Raw genomic sequence first — 26,409 nt, 5'->3', positions numbered from 1 at the left:
GAGATTCTTCAGCGCCTGGCCGGTGATGGTCTCCGATAGCCCTTCGGAGTAGACGTCGGCGGTGTCGATGAAGTTGATGCCTGCGTCGAGCGCGCGGGCGATCAGGTTCTCGGCATCGCGCTGCTGCAGGTCGCCGATCTTGCTCCATAGCTCGCCCTCGCCGCCGAAGGTCATGGTGCCCAGGCATAGCTCGGAGACGAACAGCCCGGTATTGCCAAGTTTGCGATAGTGCATGTTGTCACTCCTGGTGGAAACGCTCCTTGGTGCGCCGTAGAGCGCCGTGATGACGACGAGCGGGCGTATACTGATGGGGCCCGATTGATCATTCAGCGTCGTTGCTTTTTTCAGCGCTGCCAACCGAAACGGCGGCTACGGCAACGACAACCTTAGGTGAGCCACAACCGGGGGATAAGGGAGGCTCTATCCTGGTATCCATACTTCCCCCCAAGGATTCGGTAGTGCTCAGTAGCGTTCGGCGGCGTGAAATCGCCGCATTCCTCAAGGTCAGGCGGGCGCGGCTGCAGCCCGAACAGCTTGGCCTGCCGCGCGGTGCCCGTCGGCGCACCCCTGGGCTGCGCCGGGAAGAGGTGGCGGAGCTGGCCGGCATTAGCACGGAGTGGTACGCCTGGCTGGAACAGACGCGCGACGTGCGCCCCTCGCAGGAAACACTGCAGCGCATTGGCGTGGCGCTGCGCCTCGACCCCGCAGAGCAGCAGCATTTGCTGACGCTGGCCGGTTACGGTGGAGAATCCCGGGGGCAGGAGGCGGCGCGCGAGGCGGTGGTGAGCTCGCCTCTTCAGAGCCTCATGGATCAGTTGGGAAGTTGTCCGGCGTGGGTCATTGGGGCGCGCTCGGACATCCTGGGCTGGAACCGGGCCGCCACCGTGATTCACGGCAACCTGGGTGCCCTGTCGGGCCTCGAGAGGAACGGCATCTACCAGCTTTTTCTCGGTCCTCGCATGCGGGTGATGCTGAAGGATTGGGAAGCGCATGCCCGCGACTGCGTCGCCAAGCTGCGCTTGGTCCATGCCAACTACATCGACGACCCCTGGTTCAACGAACTGGTCGACCTGCTATGTGAAGACAGCGCCGAATTCGCCGCTTGGTGGAGCGAGCACGACGTGCTGCTGCCCCTAGATGGCGTGAAGGTCTACGACCATCCCGCCATGGGCCGGCTGGCTTTCGACTACGCTATTCTCCGGGTGCTCGGCGGCAACGGCGTTCCTTTGCAACTGATCACCTACATGCCCCGGAGCGGTACCGACACGCGTGAGAAGATGGAGTCCCTGATACACCATCCCGTTGATGTGCTGTTCCCTCAGTAGGCGAGCGCACGCTCAACGACCCGCTTCCCACGGTGCCGGGGGGAGGACGTTCGGTCCCTTGGCAGCTTCGGTTGCGTTGCGGTCGGCGTCCTCCGAGCCCAGCCCCTGGGCGACGAGGGCGTCTGCCACTTTACGCGCCGCGAGGGCGAACTCCACCCGAGCCGCCGTCAGTGCGCTCAGGTCTTTCGTGGTGACGTCTCGCTCCAGGCGGTCGAGCTTGAGCTTGGCGCGTGCCAGCCTTCGGCACAGTGCGTCGTCCGCCTTGGGGCAGGGCGTGGTTGCCAGTGAGTCCGGCGCATCGCCCGGCATGTTCAGAAGGTTCATCCTGCGCTCTCCACACTACCCATCGGAAAAGAGCCATCGCCAACGCATGCAGCTCTCATCAATATATATCGGCCCGAGACGTCTGAACTGAAGTCTCGAATGATAGTGGGTACGGAGTAGGACGACGGGTAACACACTCCCCCATCTGGCATGATGCTCGCTTTCCAGATCCAGGCGAATGACGATGAGCAAATTACCGAACTGTCCCGAATGCGGCTCCGAATATACCTACGAGGATGCCGCCATGTACGTCTGCCCCGAGTGCGGCCATGAATGGGCGCAGGGGGCGGTTGCGGTGAGCGCCGACGAAAAAGTCGTTCAGGATGCCAACGGCAATGCGCTTCAGGATGGCGATAGCGTCACCGTGATCAAGGACCTCAAGGTCAAGGGGTCCTCTTCGGCGGTCAAGGTGGGCACCAAGGTGAAGAACATTCGCCTGGTGGAAGGCGACCACGATATCGACTGCAAGATCGACGGCTTCGGGCCGATGAAGCTCAAGTCCAAATTCGTCAAGAAGGCGTGATTCACAGCGCGACGCCATCCGGCGGATCGCGCCGGTGGTCTTTTCGACCGCGAGGGACAGTTCCGCCATTGCGGCCCATTGGGCCGCTCATGCTGCGGCGTTGCTGCGTCACTGCACGGCAGTGACCTGGACCGGGGCGATGCCGCGGCTGAGCATGCCGAGTTCCCGTGCCGCGCGTTTGGAGAGGTCGATGATGCGCCCCCGGACAAAGGGACCGCGATCGTTGATCAGCACTTCCACTTCCTGCCCCGTGTCGGGGCGCGTGACGAGCACCTTGGTGCCGAGAGGAAGGCTGGGATGCGCGGCGGTCAGGGCCTGCTGATCGAAGGGCTCGCCACTGGCGGTGGTGGCACCCTGGAGGCTGTCGCTATAGTAGGATGCCAAGCCCTCCTGGATGTCAGGAGGCGTTTCGTGCGCCTGGGCTTGACCGGCCGTAGCGAACGCCAGAATCCCTGCCAGGCACAAGGCCCGGATCGGGCTAGGTAGTGCTCCCATATCGGTTACCTCAGGGCTATCGTGCAGCGTTTATCGCTTTCATCGATGAGGTGCTGGGTGAGCAGCCTGGATAGTAACCGCCCGGAGGCATCGCGGCAACCCGCAAGTAGACGAAGTTAGCGCTTGTTCGCCTGAGATGGGCGCGGATTGGCCATGTATCATGCTGCAGATGTACCCGGCGCTGTCCGCTCAGGCACCACTGGCCCGTTGCAATGAACTTGTCTGCCCCGAGGCGATCAGTCGCAGGCGCGGAACGGCAACGGTCTGATTGCGACCGTTCTCCTTGGCGGCGTAGAGCCCTTCATCGGCCTGACGCACTAGGGTATGCGCATCGATGTGACGCTTGGGCAGGAGCGCGGAGACTCCGATGCTGACGGTGACGCGTTCCGTGACCGGCGAGGCGGGGAAGGGAAGGGCGTGCTCGGCCAGCATTTCATGCACCCGCTGGGCCATGCGTGAAGCGCCGTCCAGGTCGGTGCGAGGCATCAGAATGACCATCTCCTCACCACCGTAGCGGGCGACCAGATCGCCCGGACGGGCAGCCGCTTCCCGCAACACGCTGGCTACCTGGCACAGACAGGCATCGCCTTCCAGATGACCGTAGGTGTCGTTGAAGACCTTGAAGCAATCGATGTCGATGAGCACCAGGCTGAGCGGCTGACGCTCGCGGGCGGCACGGCGCCACTCCAGGTCCAGCACCCGCTCGAACTCGCGGCGATTGGCGATGCCGAGCAGACCGTCGCTTGCCGCCTGCTGCTGCAGTGCCTTGCTGCGCTCCTCCAGCCGCTTGCGGTCCCGCACCAGGCGCGCCTCGCGGGCGCGGTAGGCTCGGCGCATGGGCAGAAGGATCAGCACCACGGCGAGTATCACACCACTGACGAAGGCGACCACTGCACCGGTATGCAACAGTTTGGGGATCAGCGTCGAAAACAGGGCCGAAGCATTGGGGAACAGGGCCGCCTTGGCGGGAACCATGCCGCCGAGCGAGAGGGCTGCATCCAAGGCTAGCGCGACAGCCAGGACAAGGCCGGCAAGGCCGGGGTTGATGTACAGCGTGGGCTTTGATTTCGTACGCATGTCGTTGCCTCGTTGCTGAATCCGTTCCTCGTCTGGCTGAGTCTTGCCGCGCTAATGGTCTGGGCGCGTCAGCCAAAAAAAAGAGGCCGCAAAGCGGCCTAAGTACGCAGGGAACTAAAGGGATCTTGCTGCATATCGCAAGCAAATCGACACTGCGGCCAGGCCGTGACTGAGAATGTCCTACCTCGCTACTACCACTCTCTAAGCGATAAGAATGCCAGAAATTTGTTTTTCCTGTCGTAACAATAAGATGTTTTTGGTTATCGGCCTCTGGAGCGATGGGAGAGGCGGCGAGACCGGGTTCGGAGATAGGGAAACGTTGCCGTTTGACGACACATATTGGGCGGTTTCGATTAGTCGTTTCGAATCATTGGGTTACGAGTAGCCTTTTGGCGACGCCCGGCGGCGATGGAATCGCCCCAGGGATGCAGCGGTCGACAGTGATTGGGCGATAGGCGGTCGGCGCCGCCTGTGGCATCTTTGGCCTTACGAACATCCCGTACCACGACACGGAGAGAAGCGATATGGCAAGTATCTTTACCCGCATTATGCAAGGCGAGCTGCCGGGACACTTCGCTTGGGAGGACGACCGGTGCGTGGCGATCATGTCCATAAACCCGATGAAGCCGGGACATCTGCTGTTGATCCCGCGCGAGGAGATCGATCACTGGGACGACCTGCCCGCCGCCCTGAGCGCTCACCTGATGACGGTTTCGCAAAAGCTGGCCAAGGCGCAGAAGCAGGCGTTCCCCTGTCAGCGGGTGGGCATGATGATCGTCGGCCTTGAAGTTCCCCATGTGCATCTGCATCTGGTGCCGATCGATGCGATGCAGGACATTCGGCTCGAGGGGCTGCCTCAGGCCGAGCCCGATGCCTTGGCGCAGGCAGCCGTGCGCATTCGCGACGCACTGGCCTGAACCGCGTCGTGGGGCGGGCCCGACCCGGCGACGCGCCTAGCACGTTTAGGTTCCTCTTCGCTGCCCTGCTGGAGACGCCACGAATGACGCCATGCGGCGCGCTTCACTATGTACGTCCTGGCTTACATGGCTGGGCGGTAAACGCTGATACCACTTGGGTGCCGCTGATCTAGTATGGATTGCTCCGTTAGCCTGCTGCGTTCGTGGTGGGCAACGGGTCGTGACGATCAGGTAGGTGAGCCAGGGGAGGGCAAACGTGCACGAAAGATTGCTTGAAACGCGCCAGCAGTGGTACGCCGCCTATCTGGATGGCAACGTTGGCCTGATGGACGAGATCGAATGCGACGATTTCATCGTCGTCAACGAAAGGGGATTGCAGGGAAAGATGGACCAGCTTGGTTACGTGGCGGATGCCGTCGGGTCGAACCGCTGGTATGCGCGGGGCAGCCGGGCCGAAGATCTGACCCTCAAGCTTGTGCCGCTCGGCGATGTGGTCTCGATTCACGGCATGGGGCAGGTCGTCGGCGACGTCAAGCAGCGCGCCCCCCTCTTCTTCAGCGAGCTGTGGCGAAAGATCGACGGCCACTGGCAGGTACTCTCGCTTCACTACACCTTCAGCGCCGCCTGGTAGCACCTGGGCCACGGGGGCGCCTTATCGCGCTGCACGAGGAAATCACCCTGACCGAGGACGTGTCGGTCAGGGCGCCTTCGGTCAGTCTCGCTGTTGCAGGCAATTGGCATAGAACGACACGGTGGCGGGCCAGTCGGAGAAGACGCCGATGACGCCGACATCCTGCACCAGCGTATCGAGCGTGATCAGCTTGTCGCCGTCACGACGTATCACTTCTTCCGTGGTCTGGTGATACCACTGTCCTCCCTCAGCCAGAGGGCCTGAACGCTCCAGTGTCCAGGTGATCAATTCCAGTCCCGCTTCGCGAGCTCGTTCGGCATAGACCGATGGCACGATCCGGCTGTCGCCCTCGCCGAAGTCGGGATTGGCTTCCAGCAGCATCCAGAGCGGTGGCGCCAGTATCTTCACGCCCTGTTCGGCCAGCTCCTCCATGCTCGGCGACCAGGTGGCGGGGTCGGTATGATCGAATCCTTCGTCATCGTAGCGATCGTCGAGATACACCGCCTGCTCGCCGAATTCGGGCTCATGCTCGACCCAGTAGCGCACGTCATCCAGGCTGAAGGACTGAGCGTAGACATCGCTTGGCGAGACGTCGGCGGCCTTGTACTCGTCGACGAGCTTCTGGGCGTAGTCCTCCTGGCTCATGCCGTTGAAGGGCATCTCGACCTCGGGCTCCTTGAGTTCGGGTGTCATCTTGACGCCCAGCTTCCGGAACAGGGCGATGCTGTCGGCATGGCTCATCAGAGTGCCGCGTGTGGCATACAAGTCGCTGCGCCAGGCGGGGTTGCCGGCCATGTACGCCTCGACGCTGCGGGCTTCGGTATTGGCGCCCTCCATGGTGCCGCGCAGAGTGCGGAACTCGGCCAGGGTGATGTCGCTGGTGCAGCAGCGTATATCGGCGGCATTGGTCAGTTCGCCGCTGTCCGGGTCGACCTGGGGCGGAACGCTGCATTTTTCGGCCAGTTCGGTTTCGACGATGTTGGTGGTGGTATGCAGGTCGCACTGGGAGTGGCGACACACTAGTTCGTTGTCGCTGGTGAAGGTCACGTCGCACTCGATGATGCCGGCACCCCCCTGCGCCCCGGCCAGGTAGCCTTCCAGGGTATGTTCGGGGAACTGCAGCGGGGCGCCGCGATGGGCGATGGAGAGCTCGGTGGGCTGCCATTCGGTATGGCGTGCGGCGCATTCCAGCAGCTCATTCTTGAGTTCGCGCTCGCGCTCGGTCTCCTCGCTCATGTCGTTGACCAGGAAGAGCGGGCGCGGGCCGAGCGTGACGTTCTTCGCCGCTTCGAGCAGGGCATCGCTCCACTCGGGAGAATTCTCGGATTCGCTCTGGGCCATGGCGGTGCCGGTAAGCAGCAGGCCCAGGCAGGCCAGGGTGGGGAGGGATCTATGCATGACGTGCCTCGCTTTCTTCCTTGTTGGCGTGTGCCGCAGGCAAGCCGCAGCCGTTTATGAGCGTAGCCAGACGCAGCGATGGCGGCCAGGCTAGCGTTCCGCCAGCGCCAGGCGTGCCGCCAGGGCGAGAAAGCCGGCCGCGAAGCCACGGCGTAGCCAGGCGAGCGTCTGGGGACGGGCCGTCACCTGCCGACGCAGAACGGCAGCGGTGACGCCATAGACGATAAAGACGATAAATGTCAGCAACATGAAGGCGAGGCTGAGCTCGACCATCTGCCAGAGCGGAGCGCTGGCGTGCGAGTCGATGAATTGCGGCAGGAAAGCCAGGAAGAAGAGCGTGAGCTTCGGGTTGAGCAAGTTGAGCAATATCCCGGCGGCGATCAACTCGCGGGCCGGGCGGGTCGCGCTTTCGCCGCCGGGCGTCAGCGCGTCGCGCGAGGTCAGGGTGCGCCAGGCGATATAGAGAAGGTAGGCGACGCCCAGCCCCTTGAGCACCTGGAATGCCATTGCACTGGTGTTAAGCAGCGAGGCGAGCCCAGTTATCGCCGCGACCGTATGCGGTACGATGCCCAGCGTGCAGCCAAGCGCGGCCAGCCAGCTGGCGCGAACACCCTGTGACAGTCCCGTGGCCAAAGTGAAGAGCACTCCCGTGCCGGGAGAGGCGACGACCAGCAGTGCGGTCAGCAGATATTCGATCGACATGGCGAGGCTCCGACGATGTATTACAGTCATCGTCGTCGCGGCGGGCGAGGAAATCTTGAATGAAATTGCAGCCGTCAGACGCGGCAGAGCGCTCGGCGATAGCGGCCCGGGGAGAGGCCGAATTGGCGCACGAAGGCACGTGTCATGTGGCTCTGGTCGGCGAAGCCGGCTTCGAGCGCCGCCTGGCATAGCGAATGGCCGGCCGCGATCAGGCGCCGGGCCTCGAGCACCCGACGCTGGAGCAGGTAGGCATGCGGCGTGATGCCCAGCATACGGGTGAAGCCGCGCAGCAGCTGATAATGGCTCACGCCCGCGATACCGGCCAGCTCGGCCAGCGTGACGCATTGCTGCGGGGCATCGTCGAGACGTTGCCGCACCCGGGCGATGTTGCCGGGAACTGCCGGCATGTCGAGTCGGCACGATGCATGGCGGTCGAACGCCTGGCCCAGCAACCGGCAGCAGTGCTCCTCCACCGCCAAGGTATCGCCTGGCGCGGATACGACCTGGCGAAATAGCTGCGTCAACTGCTCGCCCAAGTGGGCATCGCGGAAGGTGGGGCGAGTCAGTTCGACCGAGGCCGGAGGCACTTCCGCGACCTGGCGGAGCAGGCCGGGATCGAAATAGAGCATGTGCCAGGTGCGCCCGGTGGCGTCGAGCGGGGCGCCGTCGTGCATCTCGCCGGGGTTCACCGTGATGATGTCGCCCGCCAGGGCATCCACCCAACCGGTGCCGCTCCAGGAGCGATGACCACCGGCCGCGATCACGCCGATGCCGAACTGATCATGGGAGTGACGGGGAAAGACGCGATTCGAGGCCAGGCTCATCGCGACCAGGCCGGGCAGGCCCGTGTTGTAAGGAACCGCACGATGAAGATCGGCTGGCATCGTGTCTCCTGCGTATCGGGCCCGGCCCACTGTCTCGTCGGGAATTATTGTTGGATTTTGATGAAGGGTCGTTGGAAGAAAGCTGCCTGGCGCTCAGTTCGGCGAGTTCGTGCCGCTTGCCGGCTTCGCCGACTGGCTGTGGGAAAGTTTAGTACGCCTACGCTAGTCAGGCCTATGGGTCAGCCAAGCGAACTTGGCAGGCGATTGAAATAAGCCCTGATAACTTCCTGGGCCGCCTGCTGGCGACGGGCCTGATCGGCCCAGTAGCGAAGGACGTCTTCGTTGAACCCGGTACGGGACGGTTGCGAAACGGTCATAGGCTTGCCCTCCGTTGGGGTGCAATCCCAGCATAGACCGTTTTTGTGCAATGCAGCATTGGTTTTTTGTAACCGCTGCTCGCTTTCTCATGCCATCGGTGCTGATAGCCAGCGGAGAGGCATTTGCTACGCGACGCTCCGATGCAAGACGCCCCAGCCGGCGGTTGCCGAGTGGGGCGTCTACAGGGTCAACGGTAACACGGGTATTCCTCTAGCGGTGGTCCTCGTACAGCTCGGCCTTGGCATCTCGCATCACGTCTTCGCAGGCGGCTTGGTGGGCCAGCTGGGTCAGCAGGCTCTGGGTGACGGCGAAGCCCTTGCCCAGGCAGGTGTCCACCTCTTCGCGGCTGACCTCGGGGGTCACGCTGTAATCGATCTTGATCGTTCTGCCGCTACCGTCCAGCCTGTCGGCGAGGCTGCGTATGAACCAGGCAAGTCGCTCTCGCCATCCCGCCGCTTCCTCCACGCCTTCGTTTACGCTGAACGTGCACCGCCATTCAGGTCTGTAGACTCGCATGAGTACCTCCTGCATTGGCTTGGTAGTGAATGATCGATCGTTGTTGCTCGCTCCGCTTGTTGGACGAAAAGACTTTCTAAGCGTACCAAACTTGTACCGGGCTTTCACGAACTGTGCCGCTTCGCTACGCTTATCATTTTCCGCTACTCGGCTCCATGCCTGACGGGCGAGCCTCTCGCGGTCGTAGGGTGAACGTCCGCAAGGAATATATCGGCGCGAGCGAGAAAAACCTGAGCGGTGATTGAACGGTTTCCCACCGGGCGCCAAGGTGTGCTGGGTAAATGCGTAAAATGCCCGGCTGCCTTCTCGGCAACCGGGCGTTTCGACGCTTAACGAGGGGGTTAGCCGGTGGCCGCTAGGCCGCCCATAGTTCGCGCGTTTCGTCTGGCAGGGCGTGACGCAGCTTCTCGACCAGCCCGGCATCGACGTGGTGAGAGAGTACTTGAAGAGCGGCCGATACCGCTTCGGCGTCGATTTTTTGCGTCATGCCCGGAGTCGCCTGGACCTGCTGGATGAACTCCTCTCGCGTACGCAGCGGCATGGGTTGACGTGCCGGGTCGTACTGTTCGTAGAAGGCGCCGCGCAGCAGCATCGGCAGTTGTGCGGCGAGATGCGCTGCGAGATCGGCCGGCAGCTTATCGCGTAGCGTACGCAGCGTAGCAGTCAGCGTATGCCAGGCCGACGGTTTACTGATCCCGGGCTGAGCCTCCATCAGATCGTCGAGCCAGACGTGGGTCTTCTGCAGGGTCTTGTCGAAGACATCGAGACCAGTAGCGCTCATCGTTCACCTCCTTATGCGTGCTTGCGAAAGGATGTCAGGTGACATGACAAAGACTAGTCAGGAGACTGACGACAAACCAAGCGGGAGTCGGTAACGACTCTTGGGGATGGGTAACCTTGCGCTACCGACTCCCGCGTTGGGCGCAGAAGGGTTACAGGCGTACCAGCATCTTGCCGCGGTTGGCGCCTTCGAAGAGCTTGAGAAAGGCGTCGGGCGTCCGCTCGAGGCCCTCTTCGACGGTCTCTTCGTAATCGATCTCGCCCTTGGCGACGCGAGGCCCGACCTCTTCGAGAAAATGCGGATATTCGGTCCAGTGATCGAAGATGATGAAGCCCTGCATGCGCGCACGCTGGACCAGCAGCATTGCCAGATTGCTGGGGCCGGGGTCGGGCGTTTCGTCGTTGTAGCGCGAGATCAGGCCGCATACGGCAATGCGTGCGCCGACCTTCAGGTTGTTCAGCGCCGCCTCCAGGCAGGCACCGCCGACGTTCTCGAAATAAACATCGAAACCGTCGGGGCAAGCCGCCTTGAGATCGGCGCTGAGCTGCTGAGCGTCCTTGCCGCGGTAGTTCACCGTGCGAATACCGAGTTGTTCCAGCCATTCCAGCTTGTCCGGCGCCCCGGCGATACCCACCACCGTGCCGCCCCGCGACTTGGCCAGCTGTACCGCGAGCGAGCCCACGGCACCGCCGGCGGCACTGACCAGTACGTTGTCGCCCTCGCGCAGGTTGGCGATGCGGTTGAGCCCGGTCCAGGCGGTCATGCCCGGCATGCCGAGTACGCCCAGGTAGGCCTGCTCGGGTACTCCGAGGTCCGGCAGTGGTTCCACCACCTCGCCTTTGAGCTGGGCGAGATCGCGCCAGCCCGCCATGTGGCGAACCCGATCGCCGATCTTGAAGCGAGCATGGCGCGATTCGATCACCTCGCCGACCGCGGCCCCCTCTAATGGGGCACCCAGCTCGAACGGGGCGACGTAGGTCTGCACGCCGCTCATGCGGCCGCGCATGTAGGGATCCACCGAGAGCCAGGTATTGCGTATGCGCACTTCGTCATCGCTCAGCTCGGGCAGCGTTGTGTGACGCAATTCGAACAGCTCCCGCGGGGGTGTTCCCTGGGGATAGTCGTGAATGGTGAAAAAGTTTGCCTGCATGTCGCGCTCCTTGGCATGGCCTCGCCGCGGCGTCAGGCGGGCGTCAGCGATACGGATCCTGCTCGTAGAGCTCGGCTTTGGCATCACGCATCACGTCTTCGCAGGCCGCCTGCTGGGCGAGTTGGTTGAGCAGGGTATGGGTGACCTCGAAGCCCTTCACCAGGCAGGTGTCGATGTCCTGGCGGCTGACTTCGGGTTCGACGTGACATTCGATCGATACCGTGCGGCCCTTGCCATCGAGTCGATCGGCGAAGCGCCGCAGGCGCCAGGCGAAGCGTTCACGCCAACTCGCCTCGCGACCTGCCCCCTCGTTGACGGCAAACGTGCAGTGCCATTCCGGTCTGTATACCCTCATGAGAACCTCCCGTTCCGATTGGGAACATCTCGCTGCTATCCCTGGTGCATGCGTTCTTCGGTTTTCAGACTTCCTTTTTTCAGCATAGAAGCTTTGACGGCGTGAGGCAGGTTAGGGCTTGTGTCGAAACGGTTATGGCTGCGTAGGGGAGGGGACAATTGGACCGTTGGCGAATCCGTGTCCATGGTTAGGGCAACGGCTTACGCTAACCCCAGGGATGGAACGATGACGAAGTCAGTACGGCGATTCGGCATGATCCTGGGCATCGTCCTGGGCCTTGTGTTGCTGCTGCTCGTGTCGGCGGCGCTGTTTCTGGAATCCGCCTGGATGCGCGGCTGGCTGGAAGACCGGGCCAGTACACAGCTGGGCCGCGACGTCGAGATCGGCGACCACGACATTGCCTGGGGATTGCCGCTGACCCTGCGGCTCGACGAGGTGCGCGTCGCCGATGTCGACTGGGCCGATGACGACACCATGGCGAGCGTCGATGAGCTCGCCCTGACCCTCAACGTGCCCGAGCTGCTGCAGGGCCGACTCGAGTTGGAGCGGGTCGAGGTGAACCGCCCCGAGATTCGCCTGCTGCGCCGCGAAGACGGCACCACCAACTGGGACGATCTGCTTGATGAAGAGCCGACGCAGGAGCAGGAGATCCCGCTATGGCCTAAGGTCTTCGTCATCGAACAGGGGCTGCTGACCTATCGCGATGACACGCGAGCGATCGATATCGAGGTGGCCTTCGAAACCCCCGGCGAGAGCGTCGATGAGCTCAGCCTGGAGCTGGACGGCGAGGGGAGCTTGCAGGACGATCCCGTGGCCTTCCAAGGGCTGGCGCACGTCGAGGTGGAAGAGCGTCGCGGTGACATTGAGGATTTCGAAGGACGCATCGGCGAGAGTCGCCTGGAGGGGACGATGTCACTCGACCTGGGGCGCGAGGTCCCGCGGCTGGTGGCGGAGCTGGAGGCCGATGCGCTGGACCTGAATCGCTGGGGGCTGACCGAACCGGGAGGTGCCGAACAGCGCGACCAGCCCGAGGCCAACGGCGAGACCGACGCCGACGAGGAGCGCGCGGATCGGCCCGACTGGGATCGTCGCATCGGCGAGACGCTCGAGGGCTTGGAGAGCTTCGAAGCCGATCTAGACTTGGCGCTTGGCCGCCTGCGCTATGGCGACCAGACGCTGCATGACCTGACGGTGGTGGGTACCCTCGAGGAAGGGCGGCTTACCATCGAGCAACTGCGAACATGGCAGCAGGTCGGCGAGGACGAGCCGCGCGAGCTGAACCTGAGTGGTTGGCTCGAAGTCGATGAGCAACGTCTGGTAGCCGACCTGCAGGCGCGCTTCGAGCGCCTCGACCTGACCGCGGCGCTGGCCCCCTTCGGCCTGGGCCGGCTGGGTACGCTGGAAGGCAGGCTGGAGACTCGGGTGGTCAACGGCGGTCTGGTATTCGAAGACACCGAGCTCGATTATCGCGCGCCGCACTGGGGCCTGACGCTGGCGCTGCGCGCCGATTCTCGCAATGTCGAAGGCGAGGGCGAACACCGGGTGCACCTGGTGGGTGACGGCACCTACGAAGGGGAGCCCTTCGCCTTTGACCTGCTGGTGGGGCCGCTGCTCGACCTGACCGACGACGAGACGCCTTATCCCGTCTCCGGCGAGGTGACATCGGGTGAGACCCATCTGGCACTGGATGGCAGCGTCGTACAGCCGTTCGCGCTCGAGGCGGTGGAGGGCAACCTCACCCTGGAAGGTCCCTCGCCGGCGGACATCACGGAGCTGACCGGCATCAACCTGCCCGAACTGCCTCCCTACCGTGTGAGCGGTTATCTGCGCTACCGCGACGACCTGCTCAACCTGAGCGACATGGAGGGCACCTTCGGTGACAGCGACGTGGCCGGCGACGTGCGCCTACGCTTCGGCGAGCTGCCCAAGCTCTGGGCGACGCTGACCTCCGAGCAGTTGGAGGCGGACGACCTGCTGCCGATGCTGGGCATGTCGCCGGATACGGACCCGGGCGAGACGGCTTCGGCCGAACAGCAGCGCTGGGAGGCGGAAGAGCAGCAAGGAGGGGCTGTATTTCCCGATCGCGAGTGGGACCTGGAAGCGCTGCGCGGCACCGATATCGTGCTGGAATATGAGGCGGCCGATGTCCAGGCGAAGCATATACCGTTCACTGACATGGCCTTGACCCTTGAGCTGGAGCGGGGCGTGATGACGGTCGATCCCCTGCAGGTGGGGCTCGGCGGCGGTGAGGTCCGAGCTTCCTGGTATATGGATGCGCGTCAGGCCGCTCTCGAGGGGAACCTTGAGCTGGCGCTCGATCAGGTCAACCTCAAGGCGCTGCTGGACGAGGCCGGGCTGCCCGATGTGGCCGAAGACACGCTCGGCACGATCGGTGGTCGCGGCAACATGAGCTATCACGGGCGCTCCATGCATGAGGTGATGGCGGGTCTAGACGGTGAACTCGAATTGGCCATGTCACAGGGTTGGATGGACATCATCGCGGCCGAACTGCTGCCGTTGAACGTGGCCAATGCACTGTTAGCAGCACTGGCCGACGAGGAGCAGGTGCGTCTTGAATGCAGCTATGCGCACCTGGTGGCCGACGACGGTCTGGTCGATCTGTCGCAGTTCTTCATGGCCACCGAGATCGCCCACTTCATGGGAGCCGGTGCCATCAACCTGGAAACGGAACGCATGGATCTGGCCTTCGAGGGTCACAACAAGGACCCGACCCTGTTCACCGGCAATTCGCCGGTAACGCTCAAGGGCTCGCTGCGCGAGCCGGAAGTCGACGTGGTGACCCGTGAACTGCTGGCGCGCGGCGCACTCTCCGCGCTGGGAGCGCTGGTGGCACCGCCGCTGGCGATCCTGCCTTGGGTCGATCCGGGCGGCGGCGAGGAGGTCGGCATGGGCTGTGAGCGGGCGCTATCTCAATTCGAGGAATAGGGAGAGGGCATCACTCCACCTCGATCCACGCCTCGTGACCGCAACTCAGGCAGTGGTAGAGTGCCTCGAAGCCTGTCGCGGAGTCGTGAGCTTCGCGCACCGTGCCTGGCCGGTAAGTGAACGAGCGCAGAGAACAGACCGGACAGCGCAGCGTCGTGTGACGAGGAGCGCTCGGTAGGGGCGGTGTGGCGTCGTCCGGTGACGTGAAAGTATTATCGGTGGCGTCGTCAATGACACGGTCGAGTTCGCGCCCCAGGGTCTCTGCCAGTTGGCGGGCGGCATCGTTCTGGTCCGGAGCGGCGAGTCTTGCCAGTTGTGTGACGCCATCCTTGATCGACCGCAACCGGGAAGCGATATCTGCCATTACGATTCTCCTGTGTTTGAGCGTCCGCTCCGAGGAGCGCTTTGGCGATGGATCCTTTCATCAGCATAACGCCAGCTGACCGGCTTGGCGGGTTCGTCATGGAGTATTGGTCCGGCGAGGCGGTTCGTCGGATTGCGTGAAAAGCTGTCCCGCACGAGTGCAAAGCGTTGGACTCCGTTATGTTGCAATCTGGTAACTTGTTAATTCGACTTTAGCCAAGCTCGGCCTGACGCACTGCAGCGCATACGCCGGGCACGATTCGAAAGGACAGGCAATGAGCAAGCCAGAGCGCGTCATGGTGGAGCAGCATGCTTGCCCGACTCGAAATGATCCACCCGACGCCCCCCAGGGTGTTTTGTCACGCATCTGGCGCAACCTGCTGACCTCAGGGGGGCGTACCTCGGAGCGCAGCCCCGACTACTTGCGCATCACTCTGCTCAACCTGATCCAGAGCGCCGCCATCTTCGTCTGGGGCACTTTCCTCATCCTCAACTTGGTGACAATGAAGGAGGGGACGTTCGGCCGTTTGGCCATCGACATGGCGGGCCTGGCGGTCGCCGTAGGTGTCATCGTCGCCCTGCGCCGCGGCGTTTCGGTGACGATGGCATCACGCATTACCCATCTATGCTTGTTCGTCTTCTTGCTGGGACTGGCCATCGTCGGAGCCAACAATCCCCTGACCATGACCCTGCCATTGATTTATCCTGCCTTGGCCTTCCTGTTGCTCGACGACATCCGGCGCGGCCTGGCCGGCACCCTGCTGATGACGGCGGCGCTCAACATTGCGCTCTCGTCGGGCTTCGGACCCGGGCTGCGCGATAGTGCCATGCTGCTCGATGGAGCCCTGACCTTCACCATGGCGATGTGCTTTCAAGCGGCTGTCATGGCGCTTTACGTGCATCACCGCAAGCAGGCGATGACGCGGCTGCGTGAGGTCAGCGATCAGCTCTCCGAGCTGGCCAGCCACGATCCGCTGACCGGTCTCTACAATCGCCGAACATTCGTCGACGTGCTCGATCGTGAGCTGTCACGCCATGACCGGGACCACCGCCAGCTGGCCTTCCTGCTGTTTGATATCGACCGCTTCAAGGCCTTTAATGACCACTATGGACACCCTCAAGGCGACGAACTGCTCAAGCGGCTGGCGAGCGTCGTTGGGCGGGTTTTCTCTCGCGGCGAGGATATCGTGTTCCGGCTCGGCGGCGAGGAGTTCGGCGTGGTCTTCCATACCGAGACCCGTGAGCAGGCGGCCGCCATGGCCGATCAACTGCTTGCCGCCGTGGAGGCGATGGGCGAGCCGGCACCCGTGGGGCCGCGCGCCACCGTATCGGTTTCCGCGGGACTCTATCTGGTGGGACACGGTCGCGGCATTACTCCCAACCATGTCTATCGTCAGGCCGACGAGGCCCTCTATCGCGCCAAGTCGTCGGGCCGGGCACGCTGGCTATACGCTAACGATTGAGCCGATCAGGAATAATCTTGATCAACCCCCCGGGCCGAACTCCATGCACCGCTCGGTGAGAGCGGGTCCCTGCTGCAGGTTGGCGCTCAAGTCGCGCAGGGCGCTGCGTAGGCCCTCTTCGAGAACCGGATGGTAGAACGGCATCTCCAGCATACGGCTGACCTCGCTGCGCTGTTCCATGGCCCAGGCCAGCAGGTGGGCGAGATGCTCCACGTGGGGGCCGAACAGCTCGGCGCCGAGAAACTGTCCCGTGCCGTGTTCGGCGTACAGGCGCATCAGTCCGCGATTCCGGCGTATTACCACGGCACGGCCCTGGTCCTCGAAGGAAGCTTCGCCCACGGCGACACCGCTGCATCCGTCCAGGTGCTGTTCGAGCTCGCGCCGGCTATGGCCGATGGTGGCCATCTGCGGGTCGGTGAAGACGATGGAGAAGGGGGTGACGCGCCGGCCTGCGCGCCTGTCCGGATAACGCCCGGCGTTGTCGCCGGCGATGCGCCCCTGCTGGTTGGCCTCGTGGAGCAATGGACGCTCCTGATTGGCGTCACCGGCGATGAAGATTGCGCTGCCCTGCCCATCGGCGGTTTGGCACTGCAGGGTGAAGGGGTTGTAGTGCGGCACGCCCTTGTCGTTAAGTACAAGGCCGGCATTCTCGAGATCGAGCCGGTCGAGATTGGGGCGTCGGCCGGTCGCTGCCAGCAGATAATCGAAGCGTTCGGTCAGGCGCTTGCCGTTGCTGCGCTCGAGGAAGGTAATGGCCACTCGGTCGCCATCGCGTTCGATGTTCTCGATCTTGGCCGCCGGATCGAGATAGAAACTCTCGTTGAAAGTGCAGTCGGCATAGTCGCGAAGGGCTTCGTCCTCGAACGGGCCGATGGAGCCGCTCTTGCCGAACACGCGCAGACGCACGCCGAGGCGCTGCAGCGCCTGGCTCAGTTCCAGGCCGATGATGCCCGGACCGAAGACGGCCACCGACTCGGGCAGGTCCTGCCATTCGAAGACGTCGTCGCTGGTCACCAGGCGATCGCCTGCGGCGTCCAGCATATCGGGCCAGTGCGGACGAGAGCCGGTGGCGATCACAATGCTGCGGGCATGCAGGCGCAGCCGATCGCCAACGAGCAACGTATGCGGATTCTCGAACCGGGCGTGGCCGGACAGGCGATTGTCCGGCTCGATGCGCTGCATCGAATCGAAGACGCTTTCCACGAAGCGGTCGCGTTGCTCGCGTACCCGAGCGAGAACCGCCCGGCCGTCGACTCGCACGTTCCCGGTATAAATGCCGAAACCGGAGGCCTCACGGGTCTGATGGGCGGTCTCGGCGGCCGCGATCAGTAGCTTGGAGGGCATGCAGCCCACCCGAGCACAAGTGGTACCGGGCTCGCCGCCTTCGATCAACGCGACTCGATCGCTATAGTGGCGGGCGGTCTGCCAAGCACTCAACCCTGCCGTACCGGCACCGATGATGGCGACATCGACGTCGCGCTCCTGCATCGCTAGCCTCCTGTCGTGATTCTTGGCGTTACGTTACAGCGTAGCCCGCCCACGTCAGGAAGCGTCAAAGCGAAAACCGGTCAAGGTGTGGCGACATATCCTTGGGTCACGATTTCCTGTTGTGCTCGGGTTTGTTCTTCTGGCTGGACGAAGCCATCTTCTCCAGCTCCTGCTCATCCATCGATTCGTACATCTGCTTGGCGGCGCCCTCGAGTTCGCTGACTTTCTTCTCGCCACGCTTGGCTGAGAGGGCGGCACCGGCAGCCATCTGCTGGGCCTGGGACTTGGCTGGCATGGTGTCCTCCTTCTTCTATCAACGATCTTGCGTTTTCGTGGGATCTCATTCTCCGGCTTGCTTGAATTATCTTAGTCAGTCGGAATGAGTCCAGATGTTTCAATACGTTACCAAACTTGTTGCCGAGTAGTCATGAACAAGCGGTGATTGTGACATCGTGTGGGAATGTGCTGAAACGGCGCACGTTTCAATAACTTGAGAAGAAGGCTTAAAAAAGGGTTTAAAAGAGTAACCGGAGGCTTTTGACTGAGTCTGTTACTCCATGGTATTTGACGATTTCATACCGACGTTTTTGCCCCTGGCCAAGTACGAGCCGTTGGACATGCGGCTCCTTAATCAATAATTACTAATCCTTGTGCTGCCATTTTCATGGGGAAGGGAATCTCATGCGCCAGTTCGCCACCCGGCGCCGGTCGCCTAGCAGGGCGTCCAGCCAAACCCGACACGACCATTCACGTGACAGTCGACACTCGCTCTCTCCCCCGGCGTTCGGTGACGACGAGCCCCGCTGTGACGACATCACCGGTCTGACGACACGCCGCCAAGCCGAGCGGCAGCTGGCGACGCTGTTGGCGCAGGCCGCGGCACGGGAGACCCGCGTAGGCATCCTGCATCTCGATATCGACAGGCTCAAGGAGATCAATCACTCGCTGGGCTATGTCACGGGCGATGCCTATCTGCAACGAGTGGGGCAGCGCATCGCGAACTTCATCGGTGAGACCGGCAGCGTCAGCCGGCTCGGCAGTGACGAGTTCATGGTGGTGCTGCCGGACGTGGCGGATGTGGATGAGCTGTTGCCGCAGATCGAGGGCTTGCTGACCTCAATTCGGCAGCCGGTCGAACTGGAGGGACAGGAGGTGCTCGGCAGCTGCTGCATCGGTGCCAGTCTTTATCCCGATGACGGCCATACGGTCACCATGCTCATGCGGCACGCCAACCTGGCGCGGCGCCGGGCGCAGGTCGGTGGCAGCGGACAGTTCTGCTTCTTCTCGCCGGAACTGCTCGACGACGGCCCCGATTGCATTGCCCTGCGTTGCGACTTGCGCGGGGCACTGGAGCGCCGTGAGCTGGAGTTGCGCTACCGCCCCATCCTCTGTGCCCAAAGTGGTCAGGTGGTGGCGGTGTCGGCTCAACCCCGCTGGCACTCGCCCCGCTTCGGCGTGCTGGAGCCGGGCGAATGGATGCGTGCGGCGCGCGACATCGGCCAGGTGGACGCGATCTGCCAGTGGGTATTGACCCATGCTTGTCGACACGCCTACTCGTGGCACGAGGCGGGGTCGGGCGTGCGGGTGGTCGTGAACGTCGCCGACGAGGGCTTGAGGGGGAACGTACTGCCCGAGCGGGTGCGAGACGCCCTGCTCGACAGCAGCCTGCCGGCGGAATTGCTCGAAATCGAATTGACCGAGAGTAGCCTGATGCAAGACCCCGAGCATGCCATCGACATACTCGAGCAGCTCAAGGTCATCGGCGTGCGTTTGGCTATCGATGGGTTTGGCAGCGGCTATTCGATGCTCAGCCATATCAGCCGCTTGCCCGTTGATACCCTCAAACTCGGACCGCTATTCATCGACGGCTGCCTGGACAACGCTCGTCATCAAGCGATCGTACGTTCGGTCATCGGCATGGCCCATGAGTTGGGTATCCGCGTTGCCGCCAGCGGCGTCGGCTCACGCAGCCAGGTCGACTACCTTCGCGAGCAGGGCTGCGATCTTCTGCAGGGGCGCCTGTGGTCGCGCATGGAGTATAGCGACCCGAAGCCAATGCAGCGGAAGTAGCGCTCACGACATGAGGTTCGCTGGGGCGCTTGCGGGAGGAAAGGACCAGCGGCGGCGCAGGAGCAGCCGACACTCCAGTCGACATTGTTGCGAGGCGACCGCATTCGGCCGAATATGTCTCTGTCATCAAAAGGAGTCGGCCATGCCCATCGTGACCATTCAGCAATTCTCCCGCGACCTGGATCGCAAGCGCGAACTGGCGAGTCGCATTACCGAGGCATTTGCCGACGTTTATGGCTTGCCAAACGATAGCGTTCAGGTCTTCTTCCATGAAGTGGACGGCGAGAACTGGGCCAAGGGTGGCATGATGGGGTGCGACAGATCCCAGGTGGGCCAGAGCTGATCGCACGTCATCGCATGGGAAGTCACCAAGAGCGCTAACGGGGAGAACAGCATGAGGCTGCAACATGCCACCTGGCCCGAGGTCGAGGCCTACCTGCAACGCGATACCGGCATCATCGTGCCGATCGGCTCCACCGAGCAGCACGGCCCCAACGGCCTGGTTGGGACCGATGCCATCTGCCCCGAGACGATCGCCTGGGAGATAGGCGAGCGCCACGGGGTGCTGGTGGCGCCGACCCAGAACCTGGGCATGGCCCAGCATCACCTGGCGTTTCCCGGCACCATCAGCCTGCGGCCCAGCACGCTGATCGCCGTGTTGCGCGATACCATCACCTCGCTCTCGCGGCACGGCTTCACGCACGTATACTTCCTCAACGGGCACGGCGGCAACGTCGGCACCATGAGTGCCGCTTTCGCTGAGGTGTATACCGAACGCAGCATGCGATTCGGCCCTCGGTCCGATGCCGAGCTCCACCTTACCTTTGGCAACTGGTTTGCCGGACCGCGGGTACGGGAACTGTCGACGTCTTTCTACGGCGATGCCGAAGGCTCACACGCCACCGCTTCCGAGATCTCTCTCTCCTGGTTCGCGCGACCCGAGGCAATGAAGGAGGTGGTGATGTCGCCGCGGATCGCACCCGTCGGCAGCGCCCAATGCGATGCCGACGAGTTCCGCCGTCGCTTTCCCGATGGCCGCATGGGCTCGGATCCGTCGCTTGCCAGCGTCGAACATGGCCAGCGGCTATTCGAGGCCGGGGTGGACGATGTGTGGGAGAGTTACCGGGCCTTTGCCGGCCGTTCCTAGACTTTTACTGCAATCCGTTCCCACTCTCCGTTTCGCCGCGCCGACCTTGCAAAGGTCGGCCGGGGTAACCATGGTCATTAGGCACATTCCAAGGAAGCGAGTGCCTCAATGACCTCTGATTCGCAGAAGCCATCGAACGCCCCTTCCGGTGGTCGTTCACCCATGGACATGGAGCCGGGCTCCGCGTCGCCCCGGCAGCAGCGCCCGCAGTGGCTGCTGTTTCTCTGGTTCGCCATCGCCATATTGCTGCTCTTCAATTTCCTGGAGAACAATGAACAGCGCGCCCAGGTCGAGCTGACCTACTCCGAGTTCCTCGAAGCCGTTCAGGAGGGGCAGGTCGAGGAGGTCACGTTGCGCGGCCAGTCGATGGAGGGCCGTTTCAACGAGGCGGGGCAGGAAGCCCGCGAAGAAGAGCAGGTCGAGACCTTCGAGACCACCCGACCCGATGTCGAGGATTCCCGCCTGCTCGAGCGCCTGGAGGCCAACGGCGTGCACGTCGCTGCCGAGCCCATCGATCCGCCCTGGTGGCAGCGCGTGCTGCTGGGGGCGCTGCCGTGGATTCTGATTCTCGGTCTGCTGTTCTGGTTCTGGGGCCGGATGCAGCAGCGCGCCATGTCGGGAGGCGGTGGTCTTTTCAGCATGGGCAAGTCCGGCGCGCGACAGATACGCAGCGAGGAGAGCCAGGTGCGCCTCGATGACGTGGCTGGCTCCGAGAATGCCAAGCAGGAGATCACCGAAGTGATCGACTTTCTCAAGGAGCCCGACCGCTTTCACGCCCTCGGCGCCAAGATTCCGCGCGGAATCCTGATGATGGGGCCGCCGGGCACGGGCAAGACGCTGATGGCGCGTGCTGTGGCCGGCGAGGCCGGGGTGCCGTTCTTCAGTATCAGCGGCTCGGAGTTCATCGAGATGTTCGTCGGCGTAGGGGCCTCGCGGGTGCGTGACCTGTTCAAGCAGGCCAAGGAGCAGGCCCCGGCGGTGATCTTCATCGATGAGCTCGATTCCATCGGCCGCTCGCGCGGTGCGGGCATGGGAGGCGGACACGACGAGCGCGAACAAACCCTCAATCAGATCTTGGCCGAAATGGATGGCTTCGAGGTCGAGGAATCCGTGGTGGTACTGGCCGCGACCAACCGCCCCGACGTACTGGATTCTGCGTTGCTGCGTCCGGGCCGCTTCGATCGCAAGATCACGCTGGAGAATCCGCATCGCGAGGCGCGTCGTCGCATTCTTGAGGTGCACACCCGCAAGATGCCGCTGGCCGACGATGTCGACCTGGCGCGGTTGGCGGAGATTACCATCGGCTTCTCCGGTGCCGACCTTGCCAACCTGACCAACGAGGCGGCGCTGTTCGCCGGTCGGCGGGGCCAGGACGAGGTCGACTGGGCCTGCTTCGCCGATGCCCGCGACCGGCTGCTACTGGGCGAGACCAAGGACGTGGGTCTGGCCCAGGACGAACGCCACGTAGTCGCCTATCACGAATCGGGTCATGCCCTGTTGGCCTACCTGCTGCCGAAGGCTGATCCGCTGGAGAAAGTGACCGTGTTGCCGCGTGGCAGGGCGCTCGGCGTAACGGCACAGGTACCCGACGAGGAGCGCTACAACCTGGGCGAAGCTTACCTGCGCGATCGCATCACCGTGATGTTCGGCGGACGCCTGGCCGAAGCGGTCACGTTCGGTGAGGTCAGTAGCGGCGCCGAGAACGACATCGAGCAGGCGACCCGTCTGGCGCGCCGCATGGTGGGGCGCTGGGGCATGAGCGAGCGCGTGGGACCGGCGGCGTTTTCGGAGAGCCATGAGCATGTCTTTCTCGGCAAGGAGATGGCCCAGGCCCGCGAGCACAGCGAGGCCATGGCGGGCGTGGTTGACGAGGAGATCCGTCGCTTGCTGATTGAGCTGGAAGCGCGCGGGCGCGAACTGCTCGAGCGCAACCGCCGGGCGCTGGATACTCTCGCCCAGGCGCTCGAGGAGCGCGAGACCCTGGATGCCGCCGAGATCCGCGAACTGATCGATGGATTGGTGGAAGTGGAAATGGTGGAGTGAGGCCGCCCATCCGGCTGGAAATGAGCCGCTCGGGTCTCGGGTCGGTGAGGCTCCGCAGAGGGTGGGCTTCGCTGCGGCGAGCCTGGCGCGATGCCGGAGCGGGACAGCATGATGAGTGGGCTTGATTGCGTATCTTTGTGTTAGTCGAAATGAGGTGAAACGTTACCTAACTTTTCCTTTCTTGCTGGGATTTCACTCTTTTTGGGTGCAGCGGTCGCGCTGCATTGACAGCGGAGGCATGGGGACTATTTTTCGAGTGTTAGCTGGAAATTCGTGAATGGATAAGCCACGTCGGTATTGGCGGGCTTTGTCAGATGGCGAGACAAGGAGGTGGCGTAATGAGCGATACCCATAGCCGCGACAATGCTGGAACTTCGAGCGGGGCAAATCCCGGTGCCAACGACAGCCGCGATCACGGGCTGAACCGCGAGGAACTGAAGCGAGAAGCGAGCGAAACCAAGGACGAGCTGCGCGACGCCGCGCGCCAGCAGGCCGAAAGCCTGCTCGACCGTCAGAAGTCGGCGGCAGCCGATCAGGCGGAAAGGGTCTCGACGGTGCTGCACAAAATGGCCGACGAGTTCGACAAGCAGGAACAGCCCTATTTCTCCGGTTGCGTCAACGAGCTGGCCAAGCGCTCCGATGCCTTCTCGCAGACTCTGCGCGAGCGCGACCTTTCCTCGCTGATGGAACAGACACGCTACTACAGCCGCCAGCATCCCGCTGTGTTCTTTGGCGGGGCGGTTGCCGCAGGCTTCATGCTGTCCCGCTTCCTGCGTAGCTCCAGCCAGGACGATACGTCGCGCTACGGCCAGGACGATACGTCGCGCTACAGCCAGGGCGATACGTCGCGCTACAGCCAGGGTGATTCACCGCGCTACTGAGCGTCTCGGCACTCGCCGTTAACGTTCGCCAATGTCGAGTAACGCTAAGGGAGGCAAAACCTCATGGAAGCGGATAACAGAATCAGGACGGAAAGTGCTTCGCTCGGCTCGCTATTTACGGAGTTGGCCCGTGAAGTGACGGCCCTCGTGCGCAAGGAGTCCGAGCTGGCCAAGGTCGAGATGAGCGAGAAGACCACCAAGGTCATGGGTGGCATCGCATCGATCGCCACGGCCGGGGCAGTGCTGTTCAGCGGTTTTCTCGTACTCCTCGCTGCAGCGGTCTTCGGTCTCAATACCGTGCTTCCTCCGGAAACGACACCTTGGCTCTCCGCCCTGATTGTGGGTGGTGTGGTCGTCGTGATCGGCTTGATCATGCTGCAGGCAGGGCGCAATAAGCTCAAGAAGGAAAACCTAATGCCGACGCGCACCATGGCCAGCCTGCGTCGCGACAAGGAGCTGACCCAGGAGCATGAAGAGGCGGTCAAGGAGGAGCTCAAATGAGCCAGCAGGATGACCGGCGCACATCGGACGAAATCGAACACGAGATTCATCAGACGCGGGCGCGTCTGGATGAGACCCTTCACGAAATCGAAGAGAGATTCTCTCCCCAAAAGCTTATGAATACTACCTACGATTACCTACGTCATGGCGGGGCCGAAGATGCCGTCACCTCAATCGGAAGAGCGATCCGTGAAAACCCCTTGCCCGTCATGGTGACCGGCATCGGTCTGGGTTGGCTGCTGCTCGCACAGCGCCGCTCGAGCCATGCACACGACGACCATGGGCGTTATGCTGGCGGTTATCCCGGCTCGACGATGCCTGCCACGCGCATGCCCGACGGTGGCGGCATGCCAGGTAGCACAGTCAGCGGCGCCGGTACCACCACCATGGGGCATGACCCCGCTGCGCTGGGGGCCTCCCAGCAGCATGGTTCGGATGAGCACGGCCATGGCGGCATGACGCAGAAGGCCCAACAGATGGCCGGCAACATGAAAGAGCGCGCCCAGCACATGGGTAGCCAGGTACGTGACCGTGCCCAGCACATGAGCGATCAGATGCGCGAGCGCGCTCAGCACATGGGCGGACGGATGCGCTCCCAGGGCCAGGGAGGGCAGTCGATCACTCATCGCGCGCGCGATGCCGGCTCCCAGGCTGGTCACTTCGTTCAGGATCATCCGCTGGTAGCCGGGGCTCTCGGGGTTGCCATGGGTGCCGTGCTCGGCAGCCTGTTTTCGCCGACTCGGGTGGAGAACGAGTATCTCGGAGATATCCGCGACCGCGCCATGCATCGTGCCACCGAAGCTGGCCAGGAGCAGGCCGAGCGGGCGCAGGAGAAACTGCACGAGACCGCGGAGCGGGTGAAGTCGGAAGCCCGCGAACACGGTGCCCAGCCAGCTCGTGATACGAGCCCCTCCAATGCGTCCAGCTACGTGGAGAATCGGTCGAGCGAGGAGCGCTACGCCAAGGCCGGTTCGACTTCCACGGGGGCTGGCTCGACTTCCACGGGGGCCGGTTCGACTTCCACGGGGGCTGGCGCAAGCACCGGAAGCGAATCGGCGGCGAAAAAGGGTGGGACTGGCGCTAGCGGTTCCCATGCCCCCGGCAGCACCTCCGGCTCCGGCACTTCGGGTTCCAGTACCCCGGGCACCGGTTCCCCAGGCTCCTCCGGCTCGAAGCCCGGCGGCAGCGGCTCCACGCCGCCCCGCGGTGCTTGAGAAACATCAAGCCTGAAAAGGTGTGACTGCGCCGCACCGTGCCTGAAGGCCGGTGCGGCGCGCTGCGTCAGGTGACTACTTCGGCGTTGTGGTAAACGTTCTGCACATCGTCCAGCTCGTTGAGAGTGTCGAGCAGCTTCTCGAACATGGCCACGTCGTCGCCCTCGACCGGGGTGGTAGTCTGCGGAACGAACTGGATCTCGTCGACCTCGAACTCGATCTCGCCGAAGGCATCTATCAGCGCCTGCTTGGCCTTGGCGTATTCGGTATGTGGGGCGAAGACGGTGATATGGCCCTCCTCGTTCTCGATGTCGGTGACATCGACATCGGCCTCCATCAGCGCCTCCAGCGTAGCTTCCTCGTCGCTGCCGGAGAAGGCAAGGATGGCACAGTGGTCGAACATGTGGCTGACGCTGCCCGGCGTGCCGAGCTTGCTCTTGGCCTTGTTGAAACAGGCGCGCACGTCGCCGAAGGTGCGGTTCGGGTTGTCGGTCAAGCAGTCGACGATGACCATGCAATTGCCCGGACCGAAGCCTTCGTAGCGAGCCGGCGAGTAGTCTTCGCCACCCACCCCGCTAGCCTTGTCGAGCGCCTTCTCAATCACGTGGCTGGGCACCTGGTCCTTCTTCGCACGCTCCATCAGCCCACGCAGCGCCAGGTTGCCGTTGGGGTCGGTGCCGCCCTGCTTGGCGCAGACATAAATTTCGCGCCCGTACTTGCTGTACACCTTGGTCTTGGCGGCGGCCGTCTTGGCCATGGATTCCTTGCGGTTTTGAAAGGCCCTGCCCATAACGTTGTCCTGTTGCATCGGATACGAGGCTGGATTCTACGAAACCGACATGGCTCGGAACAGCCTTATTTCGCCTTCGCCATGGGTGGCATGACCAGAGTCATGAC

28 protein-coding genes are annotated in these 26,409 nt (G+C 63.1%); 13 read left to right on the top strand and 15 right to left on the bottom strand.

All coding sequences use genetic code 11. The features are described 5' to 3' along the window. Positions 1–234: aldo/keto reductase (locus CYJ07_RS06935; protein ID WP_197038277.1), on the bottom strand; the 234-nt coding region annotated here is incomplete at its 3' end. Between the two features lie 224 nt (positions 235–458). Here CYJ07_RS06935 and CYJ07_RS06930 point away from each other — a divergent pair. Next, the gene (locus CYJ07_RS06930; protein WP_197038276.1) at positions 459–1,325 is read left to right on the top strand and encodes a helix-turn-helix transcriptional regulator; all 867 of its coding nucleotides are present in this window, start codon (positions 459–461) and stop codon (positions 1,323–1,325) included. A gap of 12 nt (positions 1,326–1,337) precedes the next feature. On the opposite strand, the gene CYJ07_RS06925 is transcribed toward CYJ07_RS06930, so the two are convergent. After that, on the bottom strand, positions 1,338–1,649 hold the full coding sequence (locus tag CYJ07_RS06925; protein WP_104202941.1) for a hypothetical protein: 312 nt from the start codon (positions 1,647–1,649) through the stop codon (positions 1,338–1,340). Positions 1,650–1,833: 184 nt separating this feature from the next. Here CYJ07_RS06925 and CYJ07_RS06920 point away from each other — a divergent pair, with 184 nt between their 5' ends. Beyond that, positions 1,834–2,172 (top strand): zinc ribbon domain-containing protein YjdM, encoded by a 339-nt coding sequence (locus tag CYJ07_RS06920; protein ID WP_104202940.1) that lies wholly within the window; start codon positions 1,834–1,836, stop codon positions 2,170–2,172. Between the two features lie 108 nt (positions 2,173–2,280). Here CYJ07_RS06920 and CYJ07_RS06915 read toward each other — a convergent pair whose 3' ends face one another. Together CYJ07_RS06915 and CYJ07_RS06910 are read right to left on the bottom strand one after the other, a co-directional pair. Beyond that, a complete protein-coding gene (locus CYJ07_RS06915) occupies positions 2,281–2,667 on the bottom strand; it encodes a septal ring lytic transglycosylase RlpA family protein (protein WP_104202939.1) in 387 nt (128 codons plus the stop codon). Positions 2,668–2,856: 189 nt separating this feature from the next. Next, on the bottom strand, positions 2,857–3,744 hold the full coding sequence (locus CYJ07_RS06910; protein WP_104202938.1) for a diguanylate cyclase: 888 nt from the start codon (positions 3,742–3,744) through the stop codon (positions 2,857–2,859). 524 nt (positions 3,745–4,268) lie between these two features. Between CYJ07_RS06910 and CYJ07_RS06905 the strand changes: the two genes are divergently transcribed. After that, on the top strand, positions 4,269–4,661 hold the full coding sequence (locus CYJ07_RS06905) for an HIT family protein (RefSeq protein WP_104202937.1): 393 nt from the start codon (positions 4,269–4,271) through the stop codon (positions 4,659–4,661). 256 nt (positions 4,662–4,917) lie between these two features. Then, positions 4,918–5,292 carry a nuclear transport factor 2 family protein gene (locus CYJ07_RS06900; RefSeq protein ID WP_197038275.1) on the top strand — a complete coding sequence of 125 codons (375 nt, stop codon included), beginning with the start codon at positions 4,918–4,920 and terminating at the stop codon, positions 5,290–5,292. A gap of 81 nt (positions 5,293–5,373) precedes the next feature. Here CYJ07_RS06900 and CYJ07_RS06895 read toward each other — a convergent pair whose 3' ends face one another. From CYJ07_RS06895 to CYJ07_RS06865, 7 genes are all read right to left on the bottom strand, one after another. Next, positions 5,374–6,690, bottom strand: a complete 1,317-nt coding sequence (locus CYJ07_RS06895; protein ID WP_104202935.1) for a glycerophosphodiester phosphodiesterase family protein — start codon at positions 6,688–6,690, stop codon at positions 5,374–5,376. A 90-nt stretch (positions 6,691–6,780) separates the two neighbouring features. Next, the gene (locus CYJ07_RS06890) at positions 6,781–7,392 is read right to left on the bottom strand and encodes a LysE family translocator (protein WP_104202934.1); all 612 of its coding nucleotides are present in this window, start codon (positions 7,390–7,392) and stop codon (positions 6,781–6,783) included. 74 nt (positions 7,393–7,466) lie between these two features. Then, positions 7,467–8,276 carry an AraC family transcriptional regulator gene (locus CYJ07_RS06885; RefSeq protein WP_231489559.1) on the bottom strand — a complete coding sequence of 270 codons (810 nt, stop codon included), beginning with the start codon at positions 8,274–8,276 and terminating at the stop codon, positions 7,467–7,469. Positions 8,277–8,804: 528 nt separating this feature from the next. Further along, the gene (locus CYJ07_RS06880) at positions 8,805–9,110 is read right to left on the bottom strand and encodes a hypothetical protein (RefSeq protein ID WP_104202933.1); all 306 of its coding nucleotides are present in this window, start codon (positions 9,108–9,110) and stop codon (positions 8,805–8,807) included. Positions 9,111–9,465: 355 nt separating this feature from the next. After that, positions 9,466–9,891, bottom strand: coding sequence for a DUF2267 domain-containing protein (locus CYJ07_RS06875; RefSeq protein WP_104202932.1), 426 nt, complete (start codon positions 9,889–9,891; stop codon positions 9,466–9,468). A 151-nt stretch (positions 9,892–10,042) separates the two neighbouring features. After that, on the bottom strand, positions 10,043–11,041 hold the full coding sequence (locus CYJ07_RS06870; protein ID WP_104202931.1) for an NADP-dependent oxidoreductase: 999 nt from the start codon (positions 11,039–11,041) through the stop codon (positions 10,043–10,045). A gap of 43 nt (positions 11,042–11,084) precedes the next feature. Continuing rightward, entirely contained in the window at positions 11,085–11,396 is a 312-nt protein-coding gene (locus tag CYJ07_RS06865) for a hypothetical protein (RefSeq protein ID WP_104202930.1), read from the bottom strand. A gap of 225 nt (positions 11,397–11,621) precedes the next feature. Between CYJ07_RS06865 and CYJ07_RS06860 the strand changes: the two genes are divergently transcribed. Continuing rightward, positions 11,622–14,342, top strand: coding sequence for an AsmA family protein (locus CYJ07_RS06860; RefSeq protein WP_197038274.1), 2,721 nt, complete (start codon positions 11,622–11,624; stop codon positions 14,340–14,342). Positions 14,343–14,352: 10 nt separating this feature from the next. Here the strand turns inward: CYJ07_RS06860 and CYJ07_RS06855 are convergent, their stop codons facing one another. Beyond that, the gene (locus tag CYJ07_RS06855) at positions 14,353–14,706 is read right to left on the bottom strand and encodes a hypothetical protein (RefSeq protein ID WP_104202928.1); all 354 of its coding nucleotides are present in this window, start codon (positions 14,704–14,706) and stop codon (positions 14,353–14,355) included. Positions 14,707–14,980: 274 nt separating this feature from the next. Between CYJ07_RS06855 and CYJ07_RS06850 the strand changes: the two genes are divergently transcribed. Continuing rightward, positions 14,981–16,168 carry a GGDEF domain-containing protein gene (locus CYJ07_RS06850; protein WP_104202927.1) on the top strand — a complete coding sequence of 396 codons (1,188 nt, stop codon included), beginning with the start codon at positions 14,981–14,983 and terminating at the stop codon, positions 16,166–16,168. 21 nt (positions 16,169–16,189) lie between these two features. On the opposite strand, the gene CYJ07_RS06845 is transcribed toward CYJ07_RS06850, so the two are convergent. Further along, complete coding sequence (locus tag CYJ07_RS06845; protein ID WP_104202926.1) at positions 16,190–17,656, bottom strand: dihydrolipoyl dehydrogenase; 1,467 nt, start codon at positions 17,654–17,656, stop codon at positions 16,190–16,192. Positions 17,657–17,762: 106 nt separating this feature from the next. Then, a complete protein-coding gene (locus CYJ07_RS06840) occupies positions 17,763–17,951 on the bottom strand; it encodes a DUF3008 family protein (protein WP_104202925.1) in 189 nt (62 codons plus the stop codon). Between the two features lie 386 nt (positions 17,952–18,337). On the opposite strand from CYJ07_RS06840, the gene CYJ07_RS06835 reads away from it, so the two are divergent. The 7 genes from CYJ07_RS06835 to CYJ07_RS06805 all read left to right on the top strand — a co-directional run bounded on the left by CYJ07_RS06835 (position 18,338) and on the right by CYJ07_RS06805 (position 25,512). After that, positions 18,338–19,726 carry a putative bifunctional diguanylate cyclase/phosphodiesterase gene (locus CYJ07_RS06835; RefSeq protein WP_104202924.1) on the top strand — a complete coding sequence of 463 codons (1,389 nt, stop codon included), beginning with the start codon at positions 18,338–18,340 and terminating at the stop codon, positions 19,724–19,726. 142 nt (positions 19,727–19,868) lie between these two features. Beyond that, the gene (locus CYJ07_RS06830) at positions 19,869–20,069 is read left to right on the top strand and encodes a tautomerase family protein (protein WP_104202923.1); all 201 of its coding nucleotides are present in this window, start codon (positions 19,869–19,871) and stop codon (positions 20,067–20,069) included. Between the two features lie 51 nt (positions 20,070–20,120). Continuing rightward, positions 20,121–20,873 (top strand): creatininase family protein, encoded by a 753-nt coding sequence (locus CYJ07_RS06825; RefSeq protein WP_104202922.1) that lies wholly within the window; start codon positions 20,121–20,123, stop codon positions 20,871–20,873. A gap of 108 nt (positions 20,874–20,981) precedes the next feature. Continuing rightward, complete coding sequence (ftsH, locus tag CYJ07_RS06820; RefSeq protein ID WP_104202921.1) at positions 20,982–22,916, top strand: ATP-dependent zinc metalloprotease FtsH; 1,935 nt, start codon at positions 20,982–20,984, stop codon at positions 22,914–22,916. Positions 22,917–23,254: 338 nt separating this feature from the next. Next, entirely contained in the window at positions 23,255–23,797 is a 543-nt protein-coding gene (locus CYJ07_RS20270; RefSeq protein ID WP_156085477.1) for a hypothetical protein, read from the top strand. 63 nt (positions 23,798–23,860) lie between these two features. Next, a complete protein-coding gene (locus CYJ07_RS06810) occupies positions 23,861–24,298 on the top strand; it encodes a phage holin family protein (protein WP_104202919.1) in 438 nt (145 codons plus the stop codon). Continuing rightward, positions 24,295–25,512 (top strand): DUF3618 domain-containing protein, encoded by a 1,218-nt coding sequence (locus tag CYJ07_RS06805; protein WP_104202918.1) that lies wholly within the window; start codon positions 24,295–24,297, stop codon positions 25,510–25,512. The genes CYJ07_RS06810 and CYJ07_RS06805 overlap by 4 nt, the downstream gene beginning before the upstream one ends. Positions 25,513–25,579: 67 nt before the next feature. Here the strand turns inward: CYJ07_RS06805 and CYJ07_RS06800 are convergent, their stop codons facing one another. Further along, entirely contained in the window at positions 25,580–26,302 is a 723-nt protein-coding gene (locus CYJ07_RS06800) for a YebC/PmpR family DNA-binding transcriptional regulator (protein ID WP_104202917.1), read from the bottom strand. Positions 26,303–26,409: the final 107 nt, after the last annotated feature.

The organism is Billgrantia saliphila, from assembly GCF_002930105.1.
GTDB classification, from domain to species: Bacteria; Pseudomonadota; Gammaproteobacteria; order Pseudomonadales; family Halomonadaceae; genus Halomonas; species Halomonas saliphila.
Note: the sequence above shows the minus strand (reverse complement) of the source record. Positions and strands in the feature narration are given on the sequence as shown.

Bases quoted from the DNA above. Each gene is read 5' to 3' on its own strand.
- CYJ07_RS06925 (WP_104202941.1), bottom strand. From the start codon at position 1,649: ATGAACCTTCTGAACATGCCGGGCGATGCGCCGGACTCACTGGCAACC.
- CYJ07_RS06920 (WP_104202940.1), top strand. From the start codon at position 1,834: ATGAGCAAATTACCGAACTGTCCCGAATGCGGCTCCGAATATACCTAC.
- CYJ07_RS06915 (WP_104202939.1), bottom strand. From the start codon at position 2,667: ATGGGAGCACTACCTAGCCCGATCCGGGCCTTGTGCCTGGCAGGGATT.
- CYJ07_RS06910 (WP_104202938.1), bottom strand. From the start codon at position 3,744: ATGCGTACGAAATCAAAGCCCACGCTGTACATCAACCCCGGCCTTGCC.
- CYJ07_RS06905 (WP_104202937.1), top strand. From the start codon at position 4,269: ATGGCAAGTATCTTTACCCGCATTATGCAAGGCGAGCTGCCGGGACAC.
- CYJ07_RS06895 (WP_104202935.1), bottom strand. From the start codon at position 6,690: ATGCATAGATCCCTCCCCACCCTGGCCTGCCTGGGCCTGCTGCTTACC.
- CYJ07_RS06890 (WP_104202934.1), bottom strand. From the start codon at position 7,392: ATGTCGATCGAATATCTGCTGACCGCACTGCTGGTCGTCGCCTCTCCC.
- CYJ07_RS06885 (WP_231489559.1), bottom strand. From the start codon at position 8,276: ATGCCAGCCGATCTTCATCGTGCGGTTCCTTACAACACGGGCCTGCCC.
- CYJ07_RS06880 (WP_104202933.1), bottom strand. From the start codon at position 9,110: ATGCGAGTCTACAGACCTGAATGGCGGTGCACGTTCAGCGTAAACGAA.
- CYJ07_RS06875 (WP_104202932.1), bottom strand. From the start codon at position 9,891: ATGAGCGCTACTGGTCTCGATGTCTTCGACAAGACCCTGCAGAAGACC.
- CYJ07_RS06870 (WP_104202931.1), bottom strand. From the start codon at position 11,041: ATGCAGGCAAACTTTTTCACCATTCACGACTATCCCCAGGGAACACCC.
- CYJ07_RS06865 (WP_104202930.1), bottom strand. From the start codon at position 11,396: ATGAGGGTATACAGACCGGAATGGCACTGCACGTTTGCCGTCAACGAG.
- CYJ07_RS06860 (WP_197038274.1), top strand. From the start codon at position 11,622: ATGACGAAGTCAGTACGGCGATTCGGCATGATCCTGGGCATCGTCCTG.
- CYJ07_RS06855 (WP_104202928.1), bottom strand. From the start codon at position 14,706: ATGGCAGATATCGCTTCCCGGTTGCGGTCGATCAAGGATGGCGTCACA.
- CYJ07_RS06850 (WP_104202927.1), top strand. From the start codon at position 14,981: ATGAGCAAGCCAGAGCGCGTCATGGTGGAGCAGCATGCTTGCCCGACT.
- CYJ07_RS06845 (WP_104202926.1), bottom strand. From the start codon at position 17,656: ATGCAGGAGCGCGACGTCGATGTCGCCATCATCGGTGCCGGTACGGCA.
- CYJ07_RS06840 (WP_104202925.1), bottom strand. From the start codon at position 17,951: ATGCCAGCCAAGTCCCAGGCCCAGCAGATGGCTGCCGGTGCCGCCCTC.
- CYJ07_RS06835 (WP_104202924.1), top strand. From the start codon at position 18,338: ATGCGCCAGTTCGCCACCCGGCGCCGGTCGCCTAGCAGGGCGTCCAGC.
- CYJ07_RS06830 (WP_104202923.1), top strand. From the start codon at position 19,869: ATGCCCATCGTGACCATTCAGCAATTCTCCCGCGACCTGGATCGCAAG.
- CYJ07_RS06825 (WP_104202922.1), top strand. From the start codon at position 20,121: ATGAGGCTGCAACATGCCACCTGGCCCGAGGTCGAGGCCTACCTGCAA.
- ftsH (WP_104202921.1), top strand. From the start codon at position 20,982: ATGACCTCTGATTCGCAGAAGCCATCGAACGCCCCTTCCGGTGGTCGT.
- CYJ07_RS20270 (WP_156085477.1), top strand. From the start codon at position 23,255: ATGAGCGATACCCATAGCCGCGACAATGCTGGAACTTCGAGCGGGGCA.
- CYJ07_RS06810 (WP_104202919.1), top strand. From the start codon at position 23,861: ATGGAAGCGGATAACAGAATCAGGACGGAAAGTGCTTCGCTCGGCTCG.
- CYJ07_RS06805 (WP_104202918.1), top strand. From the start codon at position 24,295: ATGAGCCAGCAGGATGACCGGCGCACATCGGACGAAATCGAACACGAG.
- CYJ07_RS06800 (WP_104202917.1), bottom strand. From the start codon at position 26,302: ATGGGCAGGGCCTTTCAAAACCGCAAGGAATCCATGGCCAAGACGGCC.